The following is a 16,820-nucleotide window of genomic DNA, read 5'->3' as shown; positions in this document are numbered from 1 at the left end:
GGCCTCAGCGCGACTCGGCGACCGGCTCCTGCACCGGGGCGGTCGCCGAGCCGCGGCGGGTCTTGCGCCGCGCAGTGATGAGCACGACTCCGCCCACGGCGATCGCGCCGCCCGCCAGCTCGACGGGCGCGGGGACCTCGCCCAGCCAGACGTAGGCGACGGCCAGCGCCACCACCGGCACGAGGTAGAGCGCCGACGTCGCCGCGGTGACCGTGTTGCGCGCGACCCCGTAGCCCCACAGCACGAACCCGAGCGCGGACGGCAGCAAACCCAGGTACAGCACGGCCGCTTGCGCCGAAGTGGGTGCGGTTTCGAGGCCGTGCCAGGCCGCCGGAGCCAGCGGCAGCGAGAAGAGCGTGCCGGTCCACATCGCGTAGCAAGCGACTTCGAGGCCGGAGTAGTGGCGCAGCAACGGTTTGCTGCAGAAGTGGTACGCGCCCTGCACGAGCGCGGCGGCGAGAACCACCCACGCGGCGGTGGAGTACTGCACGTCGCCGCCGGACAGCGCGATGAGCGCCGAACCGCCGAGCGCGACAGCGCTGCCGAGGATGCCGCGCGCGCCGAGCCGTTCGCCGAGGAACGCGGCGGCCAGTACCGCGCTGAACACCGGCGCCGTGGCCACCAGCAGGCTCGCCGTCCCCGCGGGCACGTGCACTTCGCCCCAGTTGAGCAGCACCTGGTAGGCCGCCATGCCCGTGAGCCCGCACAACGCGATGAGCGGCAGGTCCTTGCGCCGCGGCAGCCGCACGCCCAGGAACGGCGCCGCGACGGCCAGCGCGACCGAGGCCACGACGAGCCGCGCCAGCGACAGCCCGAGCGGGCCGTAGCCGTCGAGTCCCACGCGGATCGAGGGGAAGGCGGACGCCCACAGGACGACGGTGCCGCCGATGGCCAGAACGGGTTTCGAGGTGCTCACCTGGCCAGTGTGGGCGTTAGAATGCGGTAGATCCAGTTAGTCTTTGCTTCGAGATCGGGAAGTTCGGCTTATGTTGGAAGTCCGCCGCCTGAGGCTGTTGCACGAGCTCGCGCACCACGGCACCGTCGCTGCCACGGCCGAGGCGCTCAACCTGACCGGTCCCGCGGTGTCGCAGCAGCTCGCGGCCCTGGAACGCGAGGCGGGGACGCCGCTGCTGGAACGGCGCGGGCGCACGCTCGCGTTCACCGCCGCCGGTGAGCTGCTGGTGTCGCACGCCGACGTGATCCTGAGCGACCTCGCGGCGGCCGAGTCCGCACTGGCCGCGGTGCGGTCGGATGGCGCGGGCACCGTCCGGGTCGTCGCGTTCCCGTCCGCGGCCAGGACTCTCGTCGCTCCACTGTGGACCAAGTTGCCCGGCGTGTCGCTGCGGCTGGTGGAACAGGAGCCGGAGTCGGCGATCGGCACGCTGCTGCACCAGGAGGCCGACGTCGCCGTGGTGCACAGCTACAGCCTGCTGCCGCGCGAAACCCCGGCCCGGTGCGAAGAACACCACCTCGCCGACGACCCGGTGCTGCTCGCCGTGCCGCCGGCACTGGCCGAGGCGCGGGCGCTGGCGGGCGGCCAAAAGGCGCGTCTGGCGAGGTTTTCGACGGAGCCGTGGCTGGTGCCGTCGAAGGAGTACTCGTGCCACGAGATGATCCAGCGCGCGTGCGGCGCGGCCGGGTTCGTGCCCGACGTGGTCGCCGAAGCCACCGATTTCGCCGTGCTGACGGCGCTGGTGGCGGCCGGTGCCGGCGTCGCGTTGATTCCGCGCATGGCCCTGCCGGCCTCGCACGCGCCGGTGAGCCTGCACCCGCTCGCGAACCCGGTGTCGCGCAAGGTGTACGCGGTCACGCGGCTGGGCACGGGACGGCGGCCGGACGTGCGGGCCGTGCTCACCGGCCTCGGCGCGTAACGGCGCTGCGCAAGGAAGAACGGCGCGCGAGGGCACGGCGCGCCCCTCGGCCGCGCCGTGCCCGCCGCGTCAGAGGACGATCTCGGCCAGTCGCGCGACGTCGTCGACGTCGTCGGTGGTCGGGTGGAAGATGAGCTCGTCGGCGCCGATGTCCTGGAAGGACTTCACGGTTTCGCGCAGCACGTCGGCGCTGCCGTTCACGCCCGCGGACACGAGGTCGGCGTACTCGGGGCCGGCCGCGGAGTAGTAGTGGTGGGCGTTGCCGCGGCCCTTCTCGACGTCGCCGAGCGCGAAGTAGGCGATGGCGACCAGCCGCGGCCCACCGTCGCGGCCTTCCGCCCGCCAGGCTTCCCGCGCGGCGTCGAACACGGGCACCACCTGCGGCGCCGGCATCGCGCCCGCGACGTACCCCTCGCCCCACCGGGCCATCCGGCGCAGCGCGGCGGGCGCGAACCCGCCGAACAGCATCGGCACCTCGACCGAACCACCCGGCACGCCCGCGTTGTCCCCGCCGCCGACGAGCTTGCCCGACCACAGGTCGCGGTACGCCTCGAGCGCCGCGTCCATCCGCTTGCCGAGGCCCTTCGTGCTCGTGCCCTCGACCACGAAGTCGTCGGGCCGCCCGCCCACGCCGACGCCGAACGTGAGCCGCCCGCCGGACACCGCCTGGATGCCCGCGAGCTCCTTGGCCAGCAACGTCGCCGGCCAGACCGGCGCCAGCATCACGGTGCTGAGCAGCCCGATCGTGTGCGTGGCACCCGCGGCCGCGGCCAGCGCGACGGTGTCGAGCACCGCCGGGTAGGCGATGCGCCCGACCGTGCCGAGCGTCGAGAACCCGGCTTCCTCCGCCTTCGCCGCCCACGCCGGGATCACCGTCGCGTCGACTTCGCGCACCTGGCTGGGCAGGCCGATACCGATTTTCATGCAACTCCTCGTGGTCGCGGTGGAACCCCCGGTGACCATGATCGAAGTCCGCCCGAGGGCCCTGCCACTCCACGTCGTGGGTACCCAGGTGCCGGGTCCACAAAGGACTATCCGGAACAGGTGCCGTTCGACGTCGCCCCGGTGGTGAAGAACTCGACGCCCGTCGCGGCGCACGGGAGGTGCGCGAACGACGAGTGCACGTCGTCGGCCACGGTCAGGAGTGCGCCGCCGACCTCCGCCTGCATCTCGCGCGCCCACGGGAACGGGGTGTTGGTCTCGAACTCATGCCCGACGAGCTGCAGCGGGCTGGAGCCGCGCGAGAGCTCGGTGGGCTTCGGCGCGAACGGCCAGCCGGCGCACCGCGCGTCGGCACCCGGTTCGTAGGCGGCGACCGGGTACCGGGCGGCGAGCTCGCGGCCGTGCTCCCACGCCTGGTCGATGTCGCGGGCGCCGGGGGAGTCGTTGCAGTTTACGGCGGCCAGGACGAACCCGATCTCCCCGTCGCGGTAGCCGATATCGAACCCGTTGCCGGCCGGCGCGGACGCGGGCGCCGCGGTGGTCGTCGGCGGCTTCCCGTCCCGCGCGGCGACGAGCGCTTGCGCGGCGGTGGCCCATTCGGCGCGCGGGGCGAGCAGTTGCCGGTTGGCCCAGTGGTCGTCGCGGTCGGCCAGGGGCTGGGCCGCGAGCCGGCTGCGCAGCGCGAGCACGGCCTCCGAGACGGCCGGGCCGGTGCTGCCGAACCCGTACGTCGCGTCGCGCTCGCCGAGCCAGCGCGTGAAGTCGTCGAAATGGGCTTCGGAAGCGGCGGTCTGGTCGTCGGACCGCGCGACGGCCTCGCCCGGCGCGAGCACGGAGTCCAGCAGCATCCGGTCGACGTGGCCGCCGAACAGGCTGCGGTAGGTGGCGCCGAGCGCCGTGCCCCATGAGTTGCCGAAGTAGCCGATCTTCTCCTCGCCCAGGGCCCGGCGGATCACGTCCATGTCGCGGGCGACGTCGGCCGTGGTCATCGACCGGGCGAGGTCGGGGTCCTTCTCGGCGCAGGTGCGCAGCCGGTCCGCGACGGTCTTCGCCTGGGTTTTGAAGCGCTGCTCGGCGGTGGCGGTGGCGGGCGGGCGCGGCACGTTCGCCGGATCCAGCTCGGGGCAGAGGATCTTGTCGCTGTAGTCCGAACCGCGGATATCGAACCCGATCAGGTCGTGCGTGCGGCCGATTCCCGCCAGCTCCGTCCGGGTGAGCTCGTCCGGGAAGGTCGTGCCCTGCTCGCCGGGGCCGCCCGGGTTGACGAGTACTACGCCTTGCCGGTGCGCGGGATCGCTCGCGCGGACCCGGCTGACGGCGAGGGTGAGCTGCCGGCCGCCGGGCTGCCGGTAGTCCAGCGGTACGCGCACAGTCGCGCACTCGCTCGCTTCGCCGTTCGCCCAGCCTTCGGCGATCTTCGCGCATTGCTGCCACTGCAGGCCTTGCGACGGCGGTGGCGCCACCGCCGTCGTGAACGGCACCGCCAGAATCGCCAGCACCACGGCCGCACCCTTGGCCACGTTGTCCGCCTTCCCTCGTCGATCTTCGTCGGGACCGACGGTGCCGGGCGGGTGTGCGCGGGCTGTCCGCGGCGCGTACTGGTTCGGTAACGGCTCAGCCGGTGCTCTCGTCGACGTCGAGGGTGTGGCCGAGGCGCTGCTGCTTGGTGCGCAGGTAGCGCAGGTTGTGCGCCGTGGCGGCGGCGGGAAGGCCGACGCGGTCGACGATCTCGAGGCCGTAGCCGTCGAGGCCGCCGTATTTCGCCGGGTTGTTGGTGATCAGGCGCAGGCGGGTGATGCCGAGGTCGGCGAGAATCTGGGCGCCGACGCCGTAGGAGCGGGAGTCGACGGGCAGGCCCTGTGCGGTGTTGGCGTCGACGGTGTCGAGGCCGGTCTCCTGCAGGGCGTAGGCACGGATCTTGTGCGCCAGCCCGATGCCGCGGCCCTCGTGGCCGCGCAGGTAGACCACGGCGCCCGCGCCCTCGGCGGCGATGGCGCGCAGGGCTTGTTCGAGTTGCGCACCACAGTCGCAGCGCAGGGAGCCGACGATGTCGCCGGTGAGGCATTCGCTGTGCACGCGCACGAGGGCGCCGCGCGGGCTGCGGCTCGCGGCGGCCGCGTCGCCGTGGACGAGGGCGAGGTGCTCGGTGCCGTCGGTCGTCGAACGGTAAGCGACGGCGCGGAACTCACCGAAGACGGTGGGCATCGCGGAGGTGGCGACGTGCTCCACGAACCGTTCCGTGGCCCGCCGGTAGCGCACGAGGTCGGCGATCGCGAGCACCGGCAGGTCGTGTTCGGCCGCGAACCGCGTGAGCCGTTCGCCGCGGCACATCGAGCCGTCCTCGGCGACGATCTCGCCGATCACGCCGACCGGTTCCTGCCCGGCCAGGCGCAGCAGGTCGACGGCCGCCTCCGTGTGCCCGGCGCGCACGAGCACCCCGCCTTCCCTGGCGCGCAACGGGAAAACGTGCCCGGGCCGCCGCAGCTCGCCGGGCCGGGTGCCCGGCGCGGCGAGCGCACGCAGCGTGGTGGCCCGGTCCGCCGCCGACACGCCCGTGCCGCTCCCGACGTGGTCGACCGTGACGGTGAACGCGGTGCCGTGGGCGTCGGTGTTGTCCTCGACCATCGGCGGCAGGCGCAGCACGTCGGCGCGCTCGGCGGTCATCGGCGCGCAGACGATGCCGGTGGTGTGGCGCACGACGAACGCGAGCTGCTGCGCGTCGGCGACCGCGGCGGGCAGGACCAGATCACCCTCGTTCTCCCGGTCGGCCGCGTCCGTCACCACGATCATCCGGCCCGCCGCGAGCGCCGCGACCGCGCGCTGCACCGCGAGCGTCGAGGGCAGGCCGGCCGGGGTGGGGGGCTGGGTCATCGTCGGCTCCTGGGAGGTCGGTGGTCACGGGCGTGGCGTGAGGCTACGAGGACCACGGCGGCCGGGATAGCCGTAACCCGCAGCGGAATGGCCGTTGTGCGTAACGGTCAGCCGCGCCCGCGGGGCCGGTTCGGCCCGCCGGCGCGATAGAGGTTGCTCGGCAGCCCGTGTCCCACGGCGCGTTCCACCACGGCGGCGGCTTCGAGCACCTTGCCGAGGTCGACACCGGTGTCCACACCGGACTCTTCCAGCAGGTACACCACCTCCTCGGTGGCGATGTTCCCGCTCGCTCCCGGCGCGAACGGGCAGCCGCCGAGCCCGCCGACCGACGCGTCGATCTTCGTGACACCCGCCTGCAGCGCGGCGAGCACGCACGCGAGCCCTGAGCCGCGGGTGTTGTGGAAGTGCACGCCGATCTCGACGTCCGGGCACGCCTCGCGCACCCGGCCCAGCAGCTCGGTGACCCGCCCGGGCACGGTGGTGCCGATGGTGTCGCCGAAACACAGCTCGTCCGCGCCGAGGTCGACGGCCCGCCGCGCGAGGTCCACGGTGCGGCTCACCGCCGTGCGCCCGTCGAAGGGACAGTCCCACGCCACCGCGAGGATCGCTTCCAGCCGTCCGCCGGTGTCGTGCGCGAGCTTCGCGATGTCCGGCACCGCGGCGACGGCCTCGTCCGTGGTCCGGCGCGCGTTGGCGAGGCTGTGCCCGTCGGACGCGGAGATCACGTACTCGAGGTCGGCCATCCCGGCGGCCACGGCCCGGCGCGCGCCGCCGCGGCCGGCCACCAGCGCGGAGAACGCGAGGTCCGGCCAGCGGCCGAGCTCGGCCGCGAGCTGCTCGGCGTCGGCGAGGGCGGGCACGGCGGAAGGGGAGACGAACGACGTCACCTCCACGCGCCGCACGCCCGTGGCGGCGACGGCGTCGAGGATGTCCAGCTTGGCGGCGAGCGGGATCGGTGCTTCGAGCTGAAGACCGTCGCGCAGCCCGACTTCACGCAGGTTCACGGAGCTCATGCTTGCCTCTCAGACGATTCCGGCTTCGGTGAGCTCGGCCAGCTCGGCGCCGGTGAGGCCGAGCAGTCCGGTGTAGACCTCCGCGTTGTGCGTGCCAGGCTGAGCGGGCCCGGCCCAGCGCACCGCGCCCGGCGTACCGCTCAGCACCGGCATCACCCCAGGCCCCAGTACCTCCTTGCCGATCGCGTCGTCGAAGTGCGGCAGCAGCATGTCGCGTGCCTGGAATTGCGGGTTGGCGACCACGTCGGCGACGGTGGCGACCGGACCGACGACGACGCCGGCGGCTTCGAGGATCGAGGTGAGCGTGGCGGAATCGTGGCGTGCGGCCCATTCGCCGACGAGCGCGTCGATCTGGTCCTGGTTGCGCCCGCGCGCCACGTGGGTGGCGAACCGCTGGTCGGTCACGAGGTCCTCGCGCTCCATCGCCGTGCACAGCCGCGCGAACACCGTGTCCTGGTTGGCGGCGATGACGATCCAGCGTTCGTCGGCGCAGCGGTAGAGGTTGGACGGCGCGAGCCCGTCGAGCCGCGTGCCCGACGGTTCGCGCACCAGCCCGGTGGCGTCGTAGTCGGGGATCACGGACTCGAGCATCGCCAGGCACGCCTCGGCCAGCGCGACGTCCACGATCTGGCCGCGCCCGCTCGTCCCGCGTGCGTGCAGGGCCGCGAGCACCCCTTGCGCGGCGAACATCCCGCCGAGCGAATCACCGAGCGACAAGGCCGCGCGCGGCGGCGGGCCACCCGGGAACCCGTTGAGGTAGCGCATTCCGCCGATCGCCTCGGCGACCGACGCGTAGCCGGGTCGCTCGGCGTGCGGGCCGGTCTGCCCGTAGCCGGACACGCGGGCGAGGATCAGACCGGGGTTGCGCGCGGCGAGCACGTCGAAGCCGAGACCCCAGCGTTCGAGCGTGCCAGGCCGGAAGCTCTCGACCACGACGTCGGCGGTGTCGACCAGGCGCAGGAACAGCTCGCGTCCCTCGGGACGGCGCAGATCGAGCGTGACACAGCGTTTGTTGCGGGCGTGGACGGTCCAGAAGAAGTGGTGCCCGTCGAGCTCGGCCTGGCCCCACACGCGCAGCGGGTCGGGCCGGTCGGGGGCTTCGAGCTTGATCACGTCCGCGCCGTGGTCGGCGAGCAGCCGACCGCAGAACGGGCCGGCGATGAGCGTGCCGAGCTCGAGAACGCGGATCCCGGCGAGCGCGCCGGCGGGGAGGTCGGTGGCAGACACGACGCACACCGTAGGAACGCGGGCGCGCGGCGAGATATCCGATCGCGGTGGCGGGTTATCCGTCCTGTGCGCCGCCGGGAAAGCCGGTCCGCGCGCCGCGGCTATTCGCCCGCGGTTGGCGGATGGTGCCGGGACGGAACTGCTCTTACCGTTGCGGCGCATGGACAACCGGACACGCACCGAGCCGCCGCAGGTCGAGCCCACGCATATGCGGGAGGTCCTCGGGCACTTCGCCTCCGGCGTCGTGGTCGTCACGGCCCTCGCGCCGGGCGGCCCCGCCGGGTTCACCTGCCAGTCGTTCAGCTCGCTCTCCCTCGACCCGCCGCTGGTGTCGTTCGCGCCCGCCCGCTCGTCCACGAGCTGGCCGAAGATCCGCGCCGCCGGCCGCTTCTGCGTCAACGTCCTCGCCGAAGACCACGCCGAGCTGAGCAGCGCGTTCGCCCGCTCGGGCACCGACAAGTACGCCGGCGTCGAGTGGCGCCCGGCCCCGTCCGGCGCACCCATCCTCTTCGGCGTCGCCGCGTGGATCGACTGCACTCTGGAACACGAATACGCGGGCGGGGACCACACGATCGTCGCCGCCCGCGTGCAGGCGCTGGGCGCGGATCCCTCGCGCACACCGCTGCTGTTCCACCGCGGCGCCTACGGGATCAGCGCGAAGAGCTGATCCCGGCTCAGGCCGACACCGCGCGCAGCGTCTCGCGCGGCAGCTCGCCGAAGCGTTCCCGGTACTGCTGCGCGAAGCGGCTCTGGTGGAAGAAACCCCACCGCAGCGCGATGTCCGTGACGCGCGTGAGGGCCGGGTCGCTGCGCAGCAGCTCGGCGCGCACGTGGTCGAGGCGGATGCGGCGCAGGTGGTTCATCGGCGACTCGCCCAGGACCTGCTGGAACGTGGCGTGCAGCGTGCGCACGCTCATGCAGCCGACCTTCGCCAGCTCCTGCGGCGTGAGGGGCTCGTCGGCGTGGGCCTCCATGTACTCGATCACCGGGCCGAGGCGGCTCTGGCGCACGGGGTCGTCGGGCGCCGCGAGGTCGTCGGCGAACTGGTGCCGCCCGGCGTGCAGCAGCTGCGTCATCACGAACGCCTCGAGCTGCTCGCGCGCGATCGGCATGTCGGCGAGGCCGCCGGGCCGTTCGAGCTCGCGGGCGAGGAACTCCACCGACGAGAGCAGGGTGCTGCCGGCGGGCGTGGTGAAGTCGATGCCGAAGTCGAAGTCGAGCACCTCGTCGACGGGGCGGTTGAGGTGCTCGCCGAGGTGGGTCTCCAGCGTCCGGCGGCCGATTTTGAGGATGAGCTGCGCCGCGTCCGGCGACCAGCGCACGGTGTTGACCTGGTCGGGCAGCAGCACGACGCCGCTGGTGCGAGCCCGCGTGGTGGCGCGGCGCCCGTCGGTGCGGTCGGCGTCCGTGCGGCCGGCGATGGTCAGGTTGACGTGGTAGCAGTCGTCGGTCGGCGGCATCACGAGCTTCGCGCACGACTGGTAGCTGAGGTAGCCGACGGTGAACATCCGGTCGGCGGTCGAGTTCAGCGTCATGTCGAGCTCGTTGCCGGGCACCGTCAGGTCGTGGTCCAGGTAGATCCTGGTGACCGCGTCGCGGGCCTCATCGAGGGAGCGGGTGCCGAGCACCCGGTAGCGCGACAGCGGCGCCTCGGCCGGGACGCCCTCGGGACGGGCAGCCATCCGACACCTCCTTGTGTCGTCTTTCTGCTCAGTGTCGGTTCTGTCCGGCGGCCTCGAACGGTGAGGCCGGTGCTCCGGGCGAGCTCGACACTAGGTGGTCGCCGCGGCCCCTTACTAGCCCGAAAGCGCGTGGCGCTATCCGCTGAGTGCAGCACTGCCCGGCCGCGTGTGCTTCTCGTCTCGCCGGGTGGGACGGGCACCTTCGCGCTGAGCGGATCCGCGGCTGCCGTCCGGGGATATCGGCGGGCCGTCGCCGATCCCTAGCGTTTCCCGGCATCCCCAGGCGCCAGCCCCCTGCAACGAAGGAGAGGTCGATGACGACCACCTCAGCGCCACCGCTGGAGGAACTCAAGCTCTTCATCCACGGCAAGTCCGTGGACGCCCGCTCGGGCCGGACCTTCGAGTCGCAGAACCCCTACGCCGGCAAGGCGTGGGCCCGGCTCGCGGACGGCGGTCCCGAGGACGTCGACGAGGCCGTCGCGTCCGCGCGGGCGGCGTTCGAGGGCGAGTGGGGCGCGATGACCGGCTTCCAGCGCGCCGCGATCATCCGCCGCTGCGGCGACGCGATCGCGGCCAACGCCGAGCGTCTCGCCCGGCTGGAGGTCAACGACTCGGGCAAGCTGCTGCGCGAGATGCTGGGCCAGCTCAACAGCCTGCCGCAGTGGTACTACTACTTCTCCGGTCTGGCCGACAAGATCGAGGGCCGCACCGTCCCGCCGCTGAACCCGAACTACTTCGGCTACACCCGGCGGGAACCGGTCGGCGTGGTCGGCGCCATCACGCCGTGGAACTCGCCGCTGCTGCTGCTCACGTTCAAGCTCGCCCCGGCGCTCGCCGCGGGCTGCACGATGGTGGTCAAGCCGTCGGAGCACGCGCCGGCCTCCACCGTCGCGTTCGCCGAGGTGCTGCACGAGGCCGGGCTGCCCGCGGGCGTGCTCAACGTCGTCACCGGCTGGGACCGCGCCACCGGCGAGGCCCTGGCGAAGCACCCGGGCATCGACAAGGTCGCGTTCACCGGCTCGTCGGCGACCGGTGCCAAGGTCGCCCAGGCCGCCGTGGCGAACTTCAACCGCGTGACGCTGGAGCTGGGCGGGAAGTCGCCGCAGGTCGTGTTCCCCGACGCCGACCTCGACGCCGCCGCCAACGGCCTGATCGCGGGCGTGTTCGCGGCCACCGGGCAGACCTGCATGGCCGGCTCGCGCCTGATCGTGCACGCCGACGTCCACGACGCACTGGTCGAGAAGGTCGTCGCACGGGCCAACGCCATCAAGCTCGGCGACCCGACCGACGCCGCCACGGAGATGGGCCCGGTCGCCAACCGGCCGCAGTACGAGAAGGTGCTCGGCTACCTGCAGGGCGCGGCTGCGGAGGGCGCCACGTTCGCCTGCGGCGGCGAGCCCGACGCCGCCCGTGGCGGCCTGTTCGTGAAGCCGACCGTGGTCACGGGCGTGACGGCGGAGAACACCATCGTCCGCGAGGAGGTGTTCGGCCCGGTGCTGGCCGTCTACCCGTTCCACGACGAGGACGAGGCGCTCAAGCTCGCCAACGACACGCCCTACGGCCTGGCCGGCGCGGTCTGGACGAAGGACGTGCACCGCGCCCACCGCGTCGCCGCGAAGCTGCGCGCCGGCACCGTGTGGATCAACGCCTACCGCGTGATCGCCCCGAACATGCCCTTCGGCGGCTTCGGCGCCAGCGGCATCGGCCGGGAGAACGGCGTCGACGCGATCAACGAGTACACGGAGAACAAGTCCGTGTTCGTCGAGCTCACCGGCGGCACCCGCGACCCGTTCCAGCTCGGCTGAGCCACCCCCATTCCGCGAAGGAGACCCCCATGACGATGACCGCCAACGAACGCCTCGGCCTCGCCCCGACGGACCTGCGCCCGGCCGACGAGACCCGGCCGCTGGTGGACCGGGCCGAGACGAACCCGCTGTTCGGCGACCAGAAGATGAAGCTGGGCCTGTTCGGCACCAACTGCTCCTACGGGCTGATCATGAGCCACGCCCCGAGTACCTACAAGATCACCTGGGAGCACACGCGCGAGATCGCGCAGCGCGCCGACGGCCTTGGCTTCGACGTGCTCGTGCCGGTCGCGCGCTGGAAGGGCTTCGGCGGCTCGACGAACTTCAACGGCAATTGCTTCGAGACCTACGCGTGGGCCGCCGGCCTGGCCGAGGCGACGGAGCGGATCGCCATCGCGTCGACCTCGCACCTGCCGACCGTGCACCCGATCGTCGCGGCGAAGGCCGCCACGACGATCGACCACATCTCGGGCGGCCGCTTCGCGCTCAACCTGGTGATGGGCTGGGTGCCGCCGGAGATGGAGATGTTCGGCGGCGAGCAGCGCCAGCACGACGAGCGCTACGCGTTCGGCCAGGAGTGGATCGACTACGCCATCCGGCTGTGGACCGAGGAAGGTTCGTTCGACATCGCCTCGAAGTACTTCCAGGGCAACGACGTCGAGGCCTACCCGAAGCCGCACCAGGCGCCCCGCCCGGCGCTGCTCAACGCGGGCAACTCGCCCGCGGGCATCGAGTTCTCCGCCCGCAACGTGGACATCAACTTCGCCTCGCTCGACACGCTGGAGAACATCAAGGCCTACACCGCGAAGGTGAAGGCCAAGGCCCGCGACGACTACCAGCGCGACATCAAGGTGATGACCTACGGCCTCGTCGTCTGCCGCGACACCGAGGAGGAGGCCAAGCGCGCCTTCCAGCAGGTCGTGGACGAGGGCGACTGGGGTGCGGCCGGCAACGTCATCAAGATCGCCGGGTCGGGCGCGAGCCAGTCGTTCGACCACGCGGTGAAGGAGATGCAGGAGCGCTTCATCGCCGGCTGGGGTGGCTACCCGATCGTGGGAACTCCGGAGCAGGTCACCGAAGAGCTCGGCGCGCTCAACGAGGCCGGGATGGAGGGCATGATCTTCGGCCTCATCGACTACAACGAGGAGCTGAAGTACTTCGGCGACAACGTGATGCCGCTGCTGAAGCAGGCCGGTCTGCGCCACTGAGCCCTGCGGCCGGACGTGCGGTTCCGGGCGGGTGGCGGACCCGTCCGGAGCCGAACGCCTTTCCAGGCTTGCGAAAAGCGGCGGTAGGATCACCGGCCGCGATTTGCGAGGATGGGTGGTGTGAACAGCCCGGACGAGCTGGCGTCGACGCTGCGGGGCTGGCGGGAACGGCTGGTACCCGGCCGGGCCGGCCTGCCGGTGCACGGGCCGAGACGGGCGCGCGGGCTGCGGCGCGAGGAGCTGGCCGTGCTGGCCGGGCTTTCGGTCGACCACGTCGTGCGCCTGGAACAGGGCCGCGCACCGGCTCCTGGGGTGCAGGTGTGCGTCGCGCTCGCGCGGGCGTTGCACCTGTCCGACGCCGAGCAGGAACGGCTGTTCCGGCTCGCCGGCCACGAGCTGGGCGGCGGCCGCGTCGGGCGGCTGGTGCCCGAGAGCACGCGGCGGCTGCTGGAACGCCTCGACGACCACCCGATCGCCGTGCACGACGCGATGTGGACGCTGATCGCGTGGAACCGGCCGTGGGTCGCGCTGCTGGGCGAACCCGCCGCGCGCGACGACGAGCGCAACGCCGTGTGGCGCCACTTCACCGGCTGCCCGACGCGTACGGTGCTGACCGCGGCCGAGCGCGAGGACTACGAGACCGCGCTGGTCGCCGACCTGCGGCTCGCGCAGTCGCGTTACCCGCGTGACCCCGACCTGTCGGCGCTGGTCGGCCGGGTGGGCTCGGCGAGCGAAGGGTTCCGCAGCCGGTGGGACACCCCCGGGGTCGACGACCTCGCACGCCAGCCGACCTGCCTGACCGTGGTGCACCCCGACGTCGGGCGCCTCGACCTCGACCGCGACGTGCTCGCCAGCCGCCACGGCGACCTGCGCATCGTCGTCTGCACGGCGCGGCCCGGCACGGAGTCGGCGGCACGGCTCGCGTTGCTCGGGGCGCTGGAGTTCGAGTCGATGGCCCCGCCGGGTTAGGCGCTACCCACGCTCGAGGTCCGGTGCGGCGAACCCGCCGATCTCCCGCTCCAGCAGCTCGGCCAGCCGCAGGGGAGTGCGGTCTTCGAACATCGGCCCGACGAGCTGGACCCCGACTGGGAGGCCCGCGTCGTCGAGACCCGTGGGCACGACCGTGGCCGGTAGTCCCGGCAGGGTGGCGAGGCCGGCCCACACCAGCTGGTCGCCGTAGGCGTGCTCGACGCCGTCGACGAGGACGTGCCGCAGCTCCTGGTGTGGCGAGTGGTCGTGAACGAACGCGGGGGTCGGTGAGACGGGGCAGAGCACCACGTCGTACTCGGCGAAGACCGCGCGCCAGGCGTGGCGCAGACGTTCGCGGGCCAGGTCGGCCGCGAACCAGTCGCGGTAGCTCAGCCGGGTCCCGCGCACGCGGGCGGCGTGGAGGCTGTCGTCGCCCGGCGGGAGGTCCGCCAGCAGCCTGCCGAACCGTTCGTAGACCTCGGCGGGGAAGTTCGTGCCGAAGGTGGCGAACAGCAGCCGCAGGTACAGCCGCGCCGACTCGGTGAGGTCGGGCAGCAGCGCGCTGCCACGGTCCACGCGGGCGCCGGCCGCGGTGAGCGCGCCGGCCACGCGGGTGAGACCGGCGCGCACGCTCGCCGACGTCGGGATGTCCGGGTGGTCTTCGAGCACGAGCACGCGGAACTCCGCCAGGCGCTCGTGGCGGGCCGGCGGCAGGCGCAGCTCGTAGGCGACGCCGAGTGTGAGCGGATCCGGCTCGGCGAGCAGGTCGAGCAGCACGCTCAGGTCGGCGGCGCTGCGGGCCATCGGGCCGATCACGGCCAGGTCCACCTCGGTCGGCAATGCAGGGGCCGGCGGCGGCGTGTGGCCCCGCGACGGCAGCAGCCGGTACGACGGTTTGTGCGTGTAGACCCCGCAGAAGTGCGCGGGGGTGCGCAGCGAGCCACCGATGTCCGAGCCCATCGACAGCGCGCCGAACCCCGCGGCCAGCGCGGCCGCCGAGCCGCCGGACGAACCGCCGGGCGTGCGGGCGAGGTCGAACGGGTTGGCGGTGGTGCCGTAGATGTCGTTGTAGGTCTGCAGATCGCCGAGGGCGAGCGGCACATTGGTCTTGCCGAGCAGCACCGCGCCGGCCGCCTTGAGCCGGGCGACGGGCAGCGCGTCTTGGGTCGAGACGAAGCCCGCGAACGGCGGGAGACCCCACGTGGTCGGCAGCCCGGCCACGTTGAACGACTCCTTGACCGTGATCGGCACGCCGAGCAGCGGACCGTCCGCACCGCGGGCGCGCGCCGCGTCGGCCGCGCGGGCGGCGTCGAGCGCGCGATCGAAATCGGGCACGCAGATCGCGTTGACGGCCCCGTCGTACTTATCGATGCGCTCGATCGCCGACTCGGCCAGCTCGACGGCCGTCACCTCGCCGGCGCGCAGGGCCGCGGCGAGCTGCCCGGCCGAAAGCAGGTTCGGGTCCATGCGTTCCTCTCGCGATGTCGACGTTCGAGGGCGACGTTAGCGGCTCGTCCGACCGGCCGTCCCGGACTTCGCCGGACTATCGTGGCGCGGCGGGAAGTCGCTCGCCTCGCGGATCTCACATTCGGGCGTGCCCACGCGTCTACCTGGTGAGAGGCGAGCAGAAGGGAACGGGGACATGGGCGTTCGGCACACGGTCACGGCGTCGCCGGTCGGCGACCTCACGCTGGTCGCGGACGGCACGGCGCTCGTCGGGCTCTACTTCGAGGGCCACAAGCGCGAACCGCGGCTGGCGAGCCTGGGACCGCGCTCGGACGAGGGCTTCGGCGACGCGATCCGGCAGCTGGGGGAGTACTTCGCGGGCGAACGCCGGGAGTTCGATCTCGAACTGGCGCCGCGCGGATCCGGCTTCGAGCGCCTGGTGTGGGATCTGCTCACAAAGATCCCGTACGGCGAGAAGCGCACGTACGGCGAGCTCGCGGCCGAGCTGGGCGACCCCGGCGCCGCGCAGGCGGTGGGCAACGCGAACGGCTGGAACCCGATCAGCATCGTCGTGCCGTGTCACCGCGTGGTCGGCGCGAGCGGGGGCCTGACGGGGTACGCGGGCGGCGTGGACCGCAAGCGGTTCCTGCTGAGCCTGGAGGAGCCGCCCGCCGAGGACAACGGCAGGCTGTTCTGAGCGCGCGCCCGTTCGACGAGCTCGTCACCGACCACGGGGCCATGGTGCTGCGGGTCTGCCGGGCGGTGGTGGGCCCGCACGACGCCGAGGACGCGTGGTCCGAGACGTTCCTGGCCGCGCTCAAGGCCTACCCCGACCTGCCGGCCGGGGCGAACGTGGCGGCGTGGCTGGTCACCATCGCGCACCGCAAGGCCGTGGACATCACCCGTGCCCGCGCGCGGCACGCCGTGCCCGTGGAGCGGACCCCCGACGAGCCGAGCCGCACCGGCCGTCCGGAGGACTGGGACGGCGATCTGTGGGACGCGCTGGCCGCGTTGCCGGACAAACAGCGGCAGGCCGTCGCCTACCACTACCTCGGCGGGTTCCCGTACGAGGAGGTCGCCGCCATCACGGGCGGCACCGCGGCCGCCGCCCGCCGCGCGGCCGCCGACGGGGTGAAGGCCCTGCGCGCGGCGTCACGCCGAGGAGAGCTGGAAGGAGCCGCGCCATGACCACCGATCTGTTCGCCGCGCTGCCGGCGGACGACGCGGCCGCACAGGCCCGCCTGCGCGCCCGGCTGCGCGCCGCGGCCGAACGCGACGGTCTGCTCGACGTCGCGTACCGCACGGTCGACTCGCCCGTCGGCCCGCTGCTCCTTGCCGCGACCGACGCCGGGCTCGTGCGGGTCGCGTTCTCCGTGGAGGACCACGGTTCCGTGCTCGCCGAGCTGGCCGCGGCCATCAGCCCTCGGGTGCTCGCCGCGCCGGCCCGTCTGGACACGGTGTCGCGTGAGCTCGACGAGTACTTCACCGGCCGGCGCCACACGTTCGACGTCGCCGTGGATCTGCGGCTGGCCAAAGGTTTCCGCCGCGAGGTGCTGCGCCGGCTCGGCGAGATCCCGTACGGCACCACGCGCAGCTACTCCGAAATCGCCGCCGCGGCCGGCAGCCCCAAGGCAGTGCGCGCCGTCGGGACGGCGTGCGCGCGCAATCCGGTGCCGCTGGTCGTGCCGTGCCATCGCGTGGTGCGTGCCGACGGCAGCTCCGGGCGGTACCGCGGTGGCGAGAACGCGAAACTCGCGTTGCTGGCCCTGGAGAAGGCTTCCTGACG

Annotated in this window: 16 protein-coding genes; 8 read left to right on the top strand and 8 right to left on the bottom strand. The window is 72.9% G+C overall.

The genetic code is table 11. From position 1 onward, the window contains the following. Positions 1 to 4: 4 nt before the first annotated feature. The gene (locus K1T34_RS50040; protein WP_220241774.1) at positions 5 to 916 is read right to left on the bottom strand and encodes a DMT family transporter; all 912 of its coding nucleotides are present in this window, start codon (positions 914 to 916) and stop codon (positions 5 to 7) included. 70 nt (positions 917 to 986) lie between these two features. On the opposite strand from K1T34_RS50040, the gene K1T34_RS50035 reads away from it, so the two are divergent. Continuing rightward, positions 987 to 1,871: a LysR family transcriptional regulator gene (locus K1T34_RS50035; RefSeq protein WP_220241773.1), complete on the top strand. Its 885-nt coding sequence runs from the start codon at positions 987 to 989 to the stop codon at positions 1,869 to 1,871. A 69-nt stretch (positions 1,872 to 1,940) separates the two neighbouring features. On the opposite strand, the gene K1T34_RS50030 is transcribed toward K1T34_RS50035, so the two are convergent. The 5 genes from K1T34_RS50030 to K1T34_RS50010 form a co-directional block, all read right to left on the bottom strand. After that, the gene (locus tag K1T34_RS50030; protein ID WP_220241772.1) at positions 1,941 to 2,795 is read right to left on the bottom strand and encodes an LLM class flavin-dependent oxidoreductase; all 855 of its coding nucleotides are present in this window, start codon (positions 2,793 to 2,795) and stop codon (positions 1,941 to 1,943) included. Positions 2,796 to 2,902: 107 nt separating this feature from the next. After that, entirely contained in the window at positions 2,903 to 4,333 is a 1,431-nt protein-coding gene (locus K1T34_RS50025; protein WP_220241771.1) for an alpha/beta fold hydrolase, read from the bottom strand. A 94-nt stretch (positions 4,334 to 4,427) separates the two neighbouring features. Further along, positions 4,428 to 5,684, bottom strand: coding sequence for a bifunctional 3,4-dihydroxy-2-butanone-4-phosphate synthase/GTP cyclohydrolase II (locus K1T34_RS50020; protein WP_220241770.1), 1,257 nt, complete (start codon positions 5,682 to 5,684; stop codon positions 4,428 to 4,430). 107 nt (positions 5,685 to 5,791) lie between these two features. Further along, complete coding sequence (locus K1T34_RS50015) at positions 5,792 to 6,697, bottom strand: hydroxymethylglutaryl-CoA lyase (protein ID WP_220241769.1); 906 nt, start codon at positions 6,695 to 6,697, stop codon at positions 5,792 to 5,794. A gap of 9 nt (positions 6,698 to 6,706) precedes the next feature. Then, a complete protein-coding gene (locus K1T34_RS50010; protein ID WP_255638160.1) occupies positions 6,707 to 7,924 on the bottom strand; it encodes a CaiB/BaiF CoA-transferase family protein in 1,218 nt (405 codons plus the stop codon). Positions 7,925 to 8,084: 160 nt separating this feature from the next. Here K1T34_RS50010 and K1T34_RS50005 point away from each other — a divergent pair, with 160 nt between their 5' ends. Continuing rightward, entirely contained in the window at positions 8,085 to 8,591 is a 507-nt protein-coding gene (locus tag K1T34_RS50005; protein WP_220241767.1) for a flavin reductase family protein, read from the top strand. Positions 8,592 to 8,598: 7 nt separating this feature from the next. Here the strand turns inward: K1T34_RS50005 and K1T34_RS50000 are convergent, their stop codons facing one another. Beyond that, the gene (locus K1T34_RS50000) at positions 8,599 to 9,606 is read right to left on the bottom strand and encodes an AraC family transcriptional regulator (RefSeq protein WP_220241766.1); all 1,008 of its coding nucleotides are present in this window, start codon (positions 9,604 to 9,606) and stop codon (positions 8,599 to 8,601) included. 314 nt (positions 9,607 to 9,920) lie between these two features. On the opposite strand from K1T34_RS50000, the gene K1T34_RS49995 reads away from it, so the two are divergent. The 3 genes from K1T34_RS49995 to K1T34_RS49985 all read left to right on the top strand — a co-directional run bounded on the left by K1T34_RS49995 (position 9,921) and on the right by K1T34_RS49985 (position 13,588). Then, complete coding sequence (locus K1T34_RS49995; protein ID WP_220241765.1) at positions 9,921 to 11,411, top strand: aldehyde dehydrogenase; 1,491 nt, start codon at positions 9,921 to 9,923, stop codon at positions 11,409 to 11,411. A 29-nt stretch (positions 11,412 to 11,440) separates the two neighbouring features. Continuing rightward, a complete protein-coding gene (locus K1T34_RS49990; RefSeq protein ID WP_220241764.1) occupies positions 11,441 to 12,619 on the top strand; it encodes an LLM class flavin-dependent oxidoreductase in 1,179 nt (392 codons plus the stop codon). Between the two features lie 120 nt (positions 12,620 to 12,739). Then, positions 12,740 to 13,588 carry a helix-turn-helix domain-containing protein gene (locus K1T34_RS49985; RefSeq protein WP_255638159.1) on the top strand — a complete coding sequence of 283 codons (849 nt, stop codon included), beginning with the start codon at positions 12,740 to 12,742 and terminating at the stop codon, positions 13,586 to 13,588. 3 nt (positions 13,589 to 13,591) lie between these two features. On the opposite strand, the gene K1T34_RS49980 is transcribed toward K1T34_RS49985, so the two are convergent. Further along, positions 13,592 to 15,055, bottom strand: a complete 1,464-nt coding sequence (locus K1T34_RS49980; RefSeq protein ID WP_220241762.1) for an amidase — start codon at positions 15,053 to 15,055, stop codon at positions 13,592 to 13,594. A 175-nt stretch (positions 15,056 to 15,230) separates the two neighbouring features. Here K1T34_RS49980 and K1T34_RS49975 point away from each other — a divergent pair, with 175 nt between their 5' ends. The 3 genes from K1T34_RS49975 to K1T34_RS49965 are packed head-to-tail and all read left to right on the top strand — an operon-like array spanning position 15,231 to position 16,818. After that, positions 15,231 to 15,731 (top strand): methylated-DNA--[protein]-cysteine S-methyltransferase, encoded by a 501-nt coding sequence (locus K1T34_RS49975; protein WP_220241761.1) that lies wholly within the window; start codon positions 15,231 to 15,233, stop codon positions 15,729 to 15,731. Then, entirely contained in the window at positions 15,728 to 16,222 is a 495-nt protein-coding gene (locus K1T34_RS49970; RefSeq protein WP_220247836.1) for an RNA polymerase sigma factor, read from the top strand. Before K1T34_RS49975 ends, K1T34_RS49970 begins: the two co-directional genes overlap by 4 nt. Beyond that, positions 16,219 to 16,818, top strand: a complete 600-nt coding sequence (locus K1T34_RS49965; protein WP_220241760.1) for a methylated-DNA--[protein]-cysteine S-methyltransferase — start codon at positions 16,219 to 16,221, stop codon at positions 16,816 to 16,818. The genes K1T34_RS49970 and K1T34_RS49965 overlap by 4 nt, the downstream gene beginning before the upstream one ends. Positions 16,819 to 16,820 lie beyond the last annotated feature (2 nt).

This window comes from Amycolatopsis sp. DSM 110486, assembly GCF_019468465.1.
Taxonomy (GTDB): domain Bacteria; phylum Actinomycetota; class Actinomycetes; order Mycobacteriales; family Pseudonocardiaceae; genus Amycolatopsis.
The sequence above is the reverse complement of the archived record's forward strand: the minus strand, read 5'-3'. Positions and strand labels throughout refer to the sequence as shown.

Bases quoted from the DNA above. Each gene is read 5' to 3' on its own strand.
- K1T34_RS50035 (WP_220241773.1), top strand. From the start codon at position 987: ATGTTGGAAGTCCGCCGCCTGAGGCTGTTGCACGAGCTCGCGCACCAC.
- K1T34_RS50030 (WP_220241772.1), bottom strand. From the start codon at position 2,795: ATGAAAATCGGTATCGGCCTGCCCAGCCAGGTGCGCGAAGTCGACGCG.
- K1T34_RS50020 (WP_220241770.1), bottom strand. From the start codon at position 5,684: ATGACCCAGCCCCCCACCCCGGCCGGCCTGCCCTCGACGCTCGCGGTG.
- K1T34_RS50015 (WP_220241769.1), bottom strand. From the start codon at position 6,697: ATGAGCTCCGTGAACCTGCGTGAAGTCGGGCTGCGCGACGGTCTTCAG.
- K1T34_RS50005 (WP_220241767.1), top strand. From the start codon at position 8,085: ATGGACAACCGGACACGCACCGAGCCGCCGCAGGTCGAGCCCACGCAT.
- K1T34_RS50000 (WP_220241766.1), bottom strand. From the start codon at position 9,606: ATGGCTGCCCGTCCCGAGGGCGTCCCGGCCGAGGCGCCGCTGTCGCGC.
- K1T34_RS49995 (WP_220241765.1), top strand. From the start codon at position 9,921: ATGACGACCACCTCAGCGCCACCGCTGGAGGAACTCAAGCTCTTCATC.
- K1T34_RS49990 (WP_220241764.1), top strand. From the start codon at position 11,441: ATGACGATGACCGCCAACGAACGCCTCGGCCTCGCCCCGACGGACCTG.
- K1T34_RS49980 (WP_220241762.1), bottom strand. From the start codon at position 15,055: ATGGACCCGAACCTGCTTTCGGCCGGGCAGCTCGCCGCGGCCCTGCGC.
- K1T34_RS49975 (WP_220241761.1), top strand. From the start codon at position 15,231: ATGGGCGTTCGGCACACGGTCACGGCGTCGCCGGTCGGCGACCTCACG.
- K1T34_RS49965 (WP_220241760.1), top strand. From the start codon at position 16,219: ATGACCACCGATCTGTTCGCCGCGCTGCCGGCGGACGACGCGGCCGCA.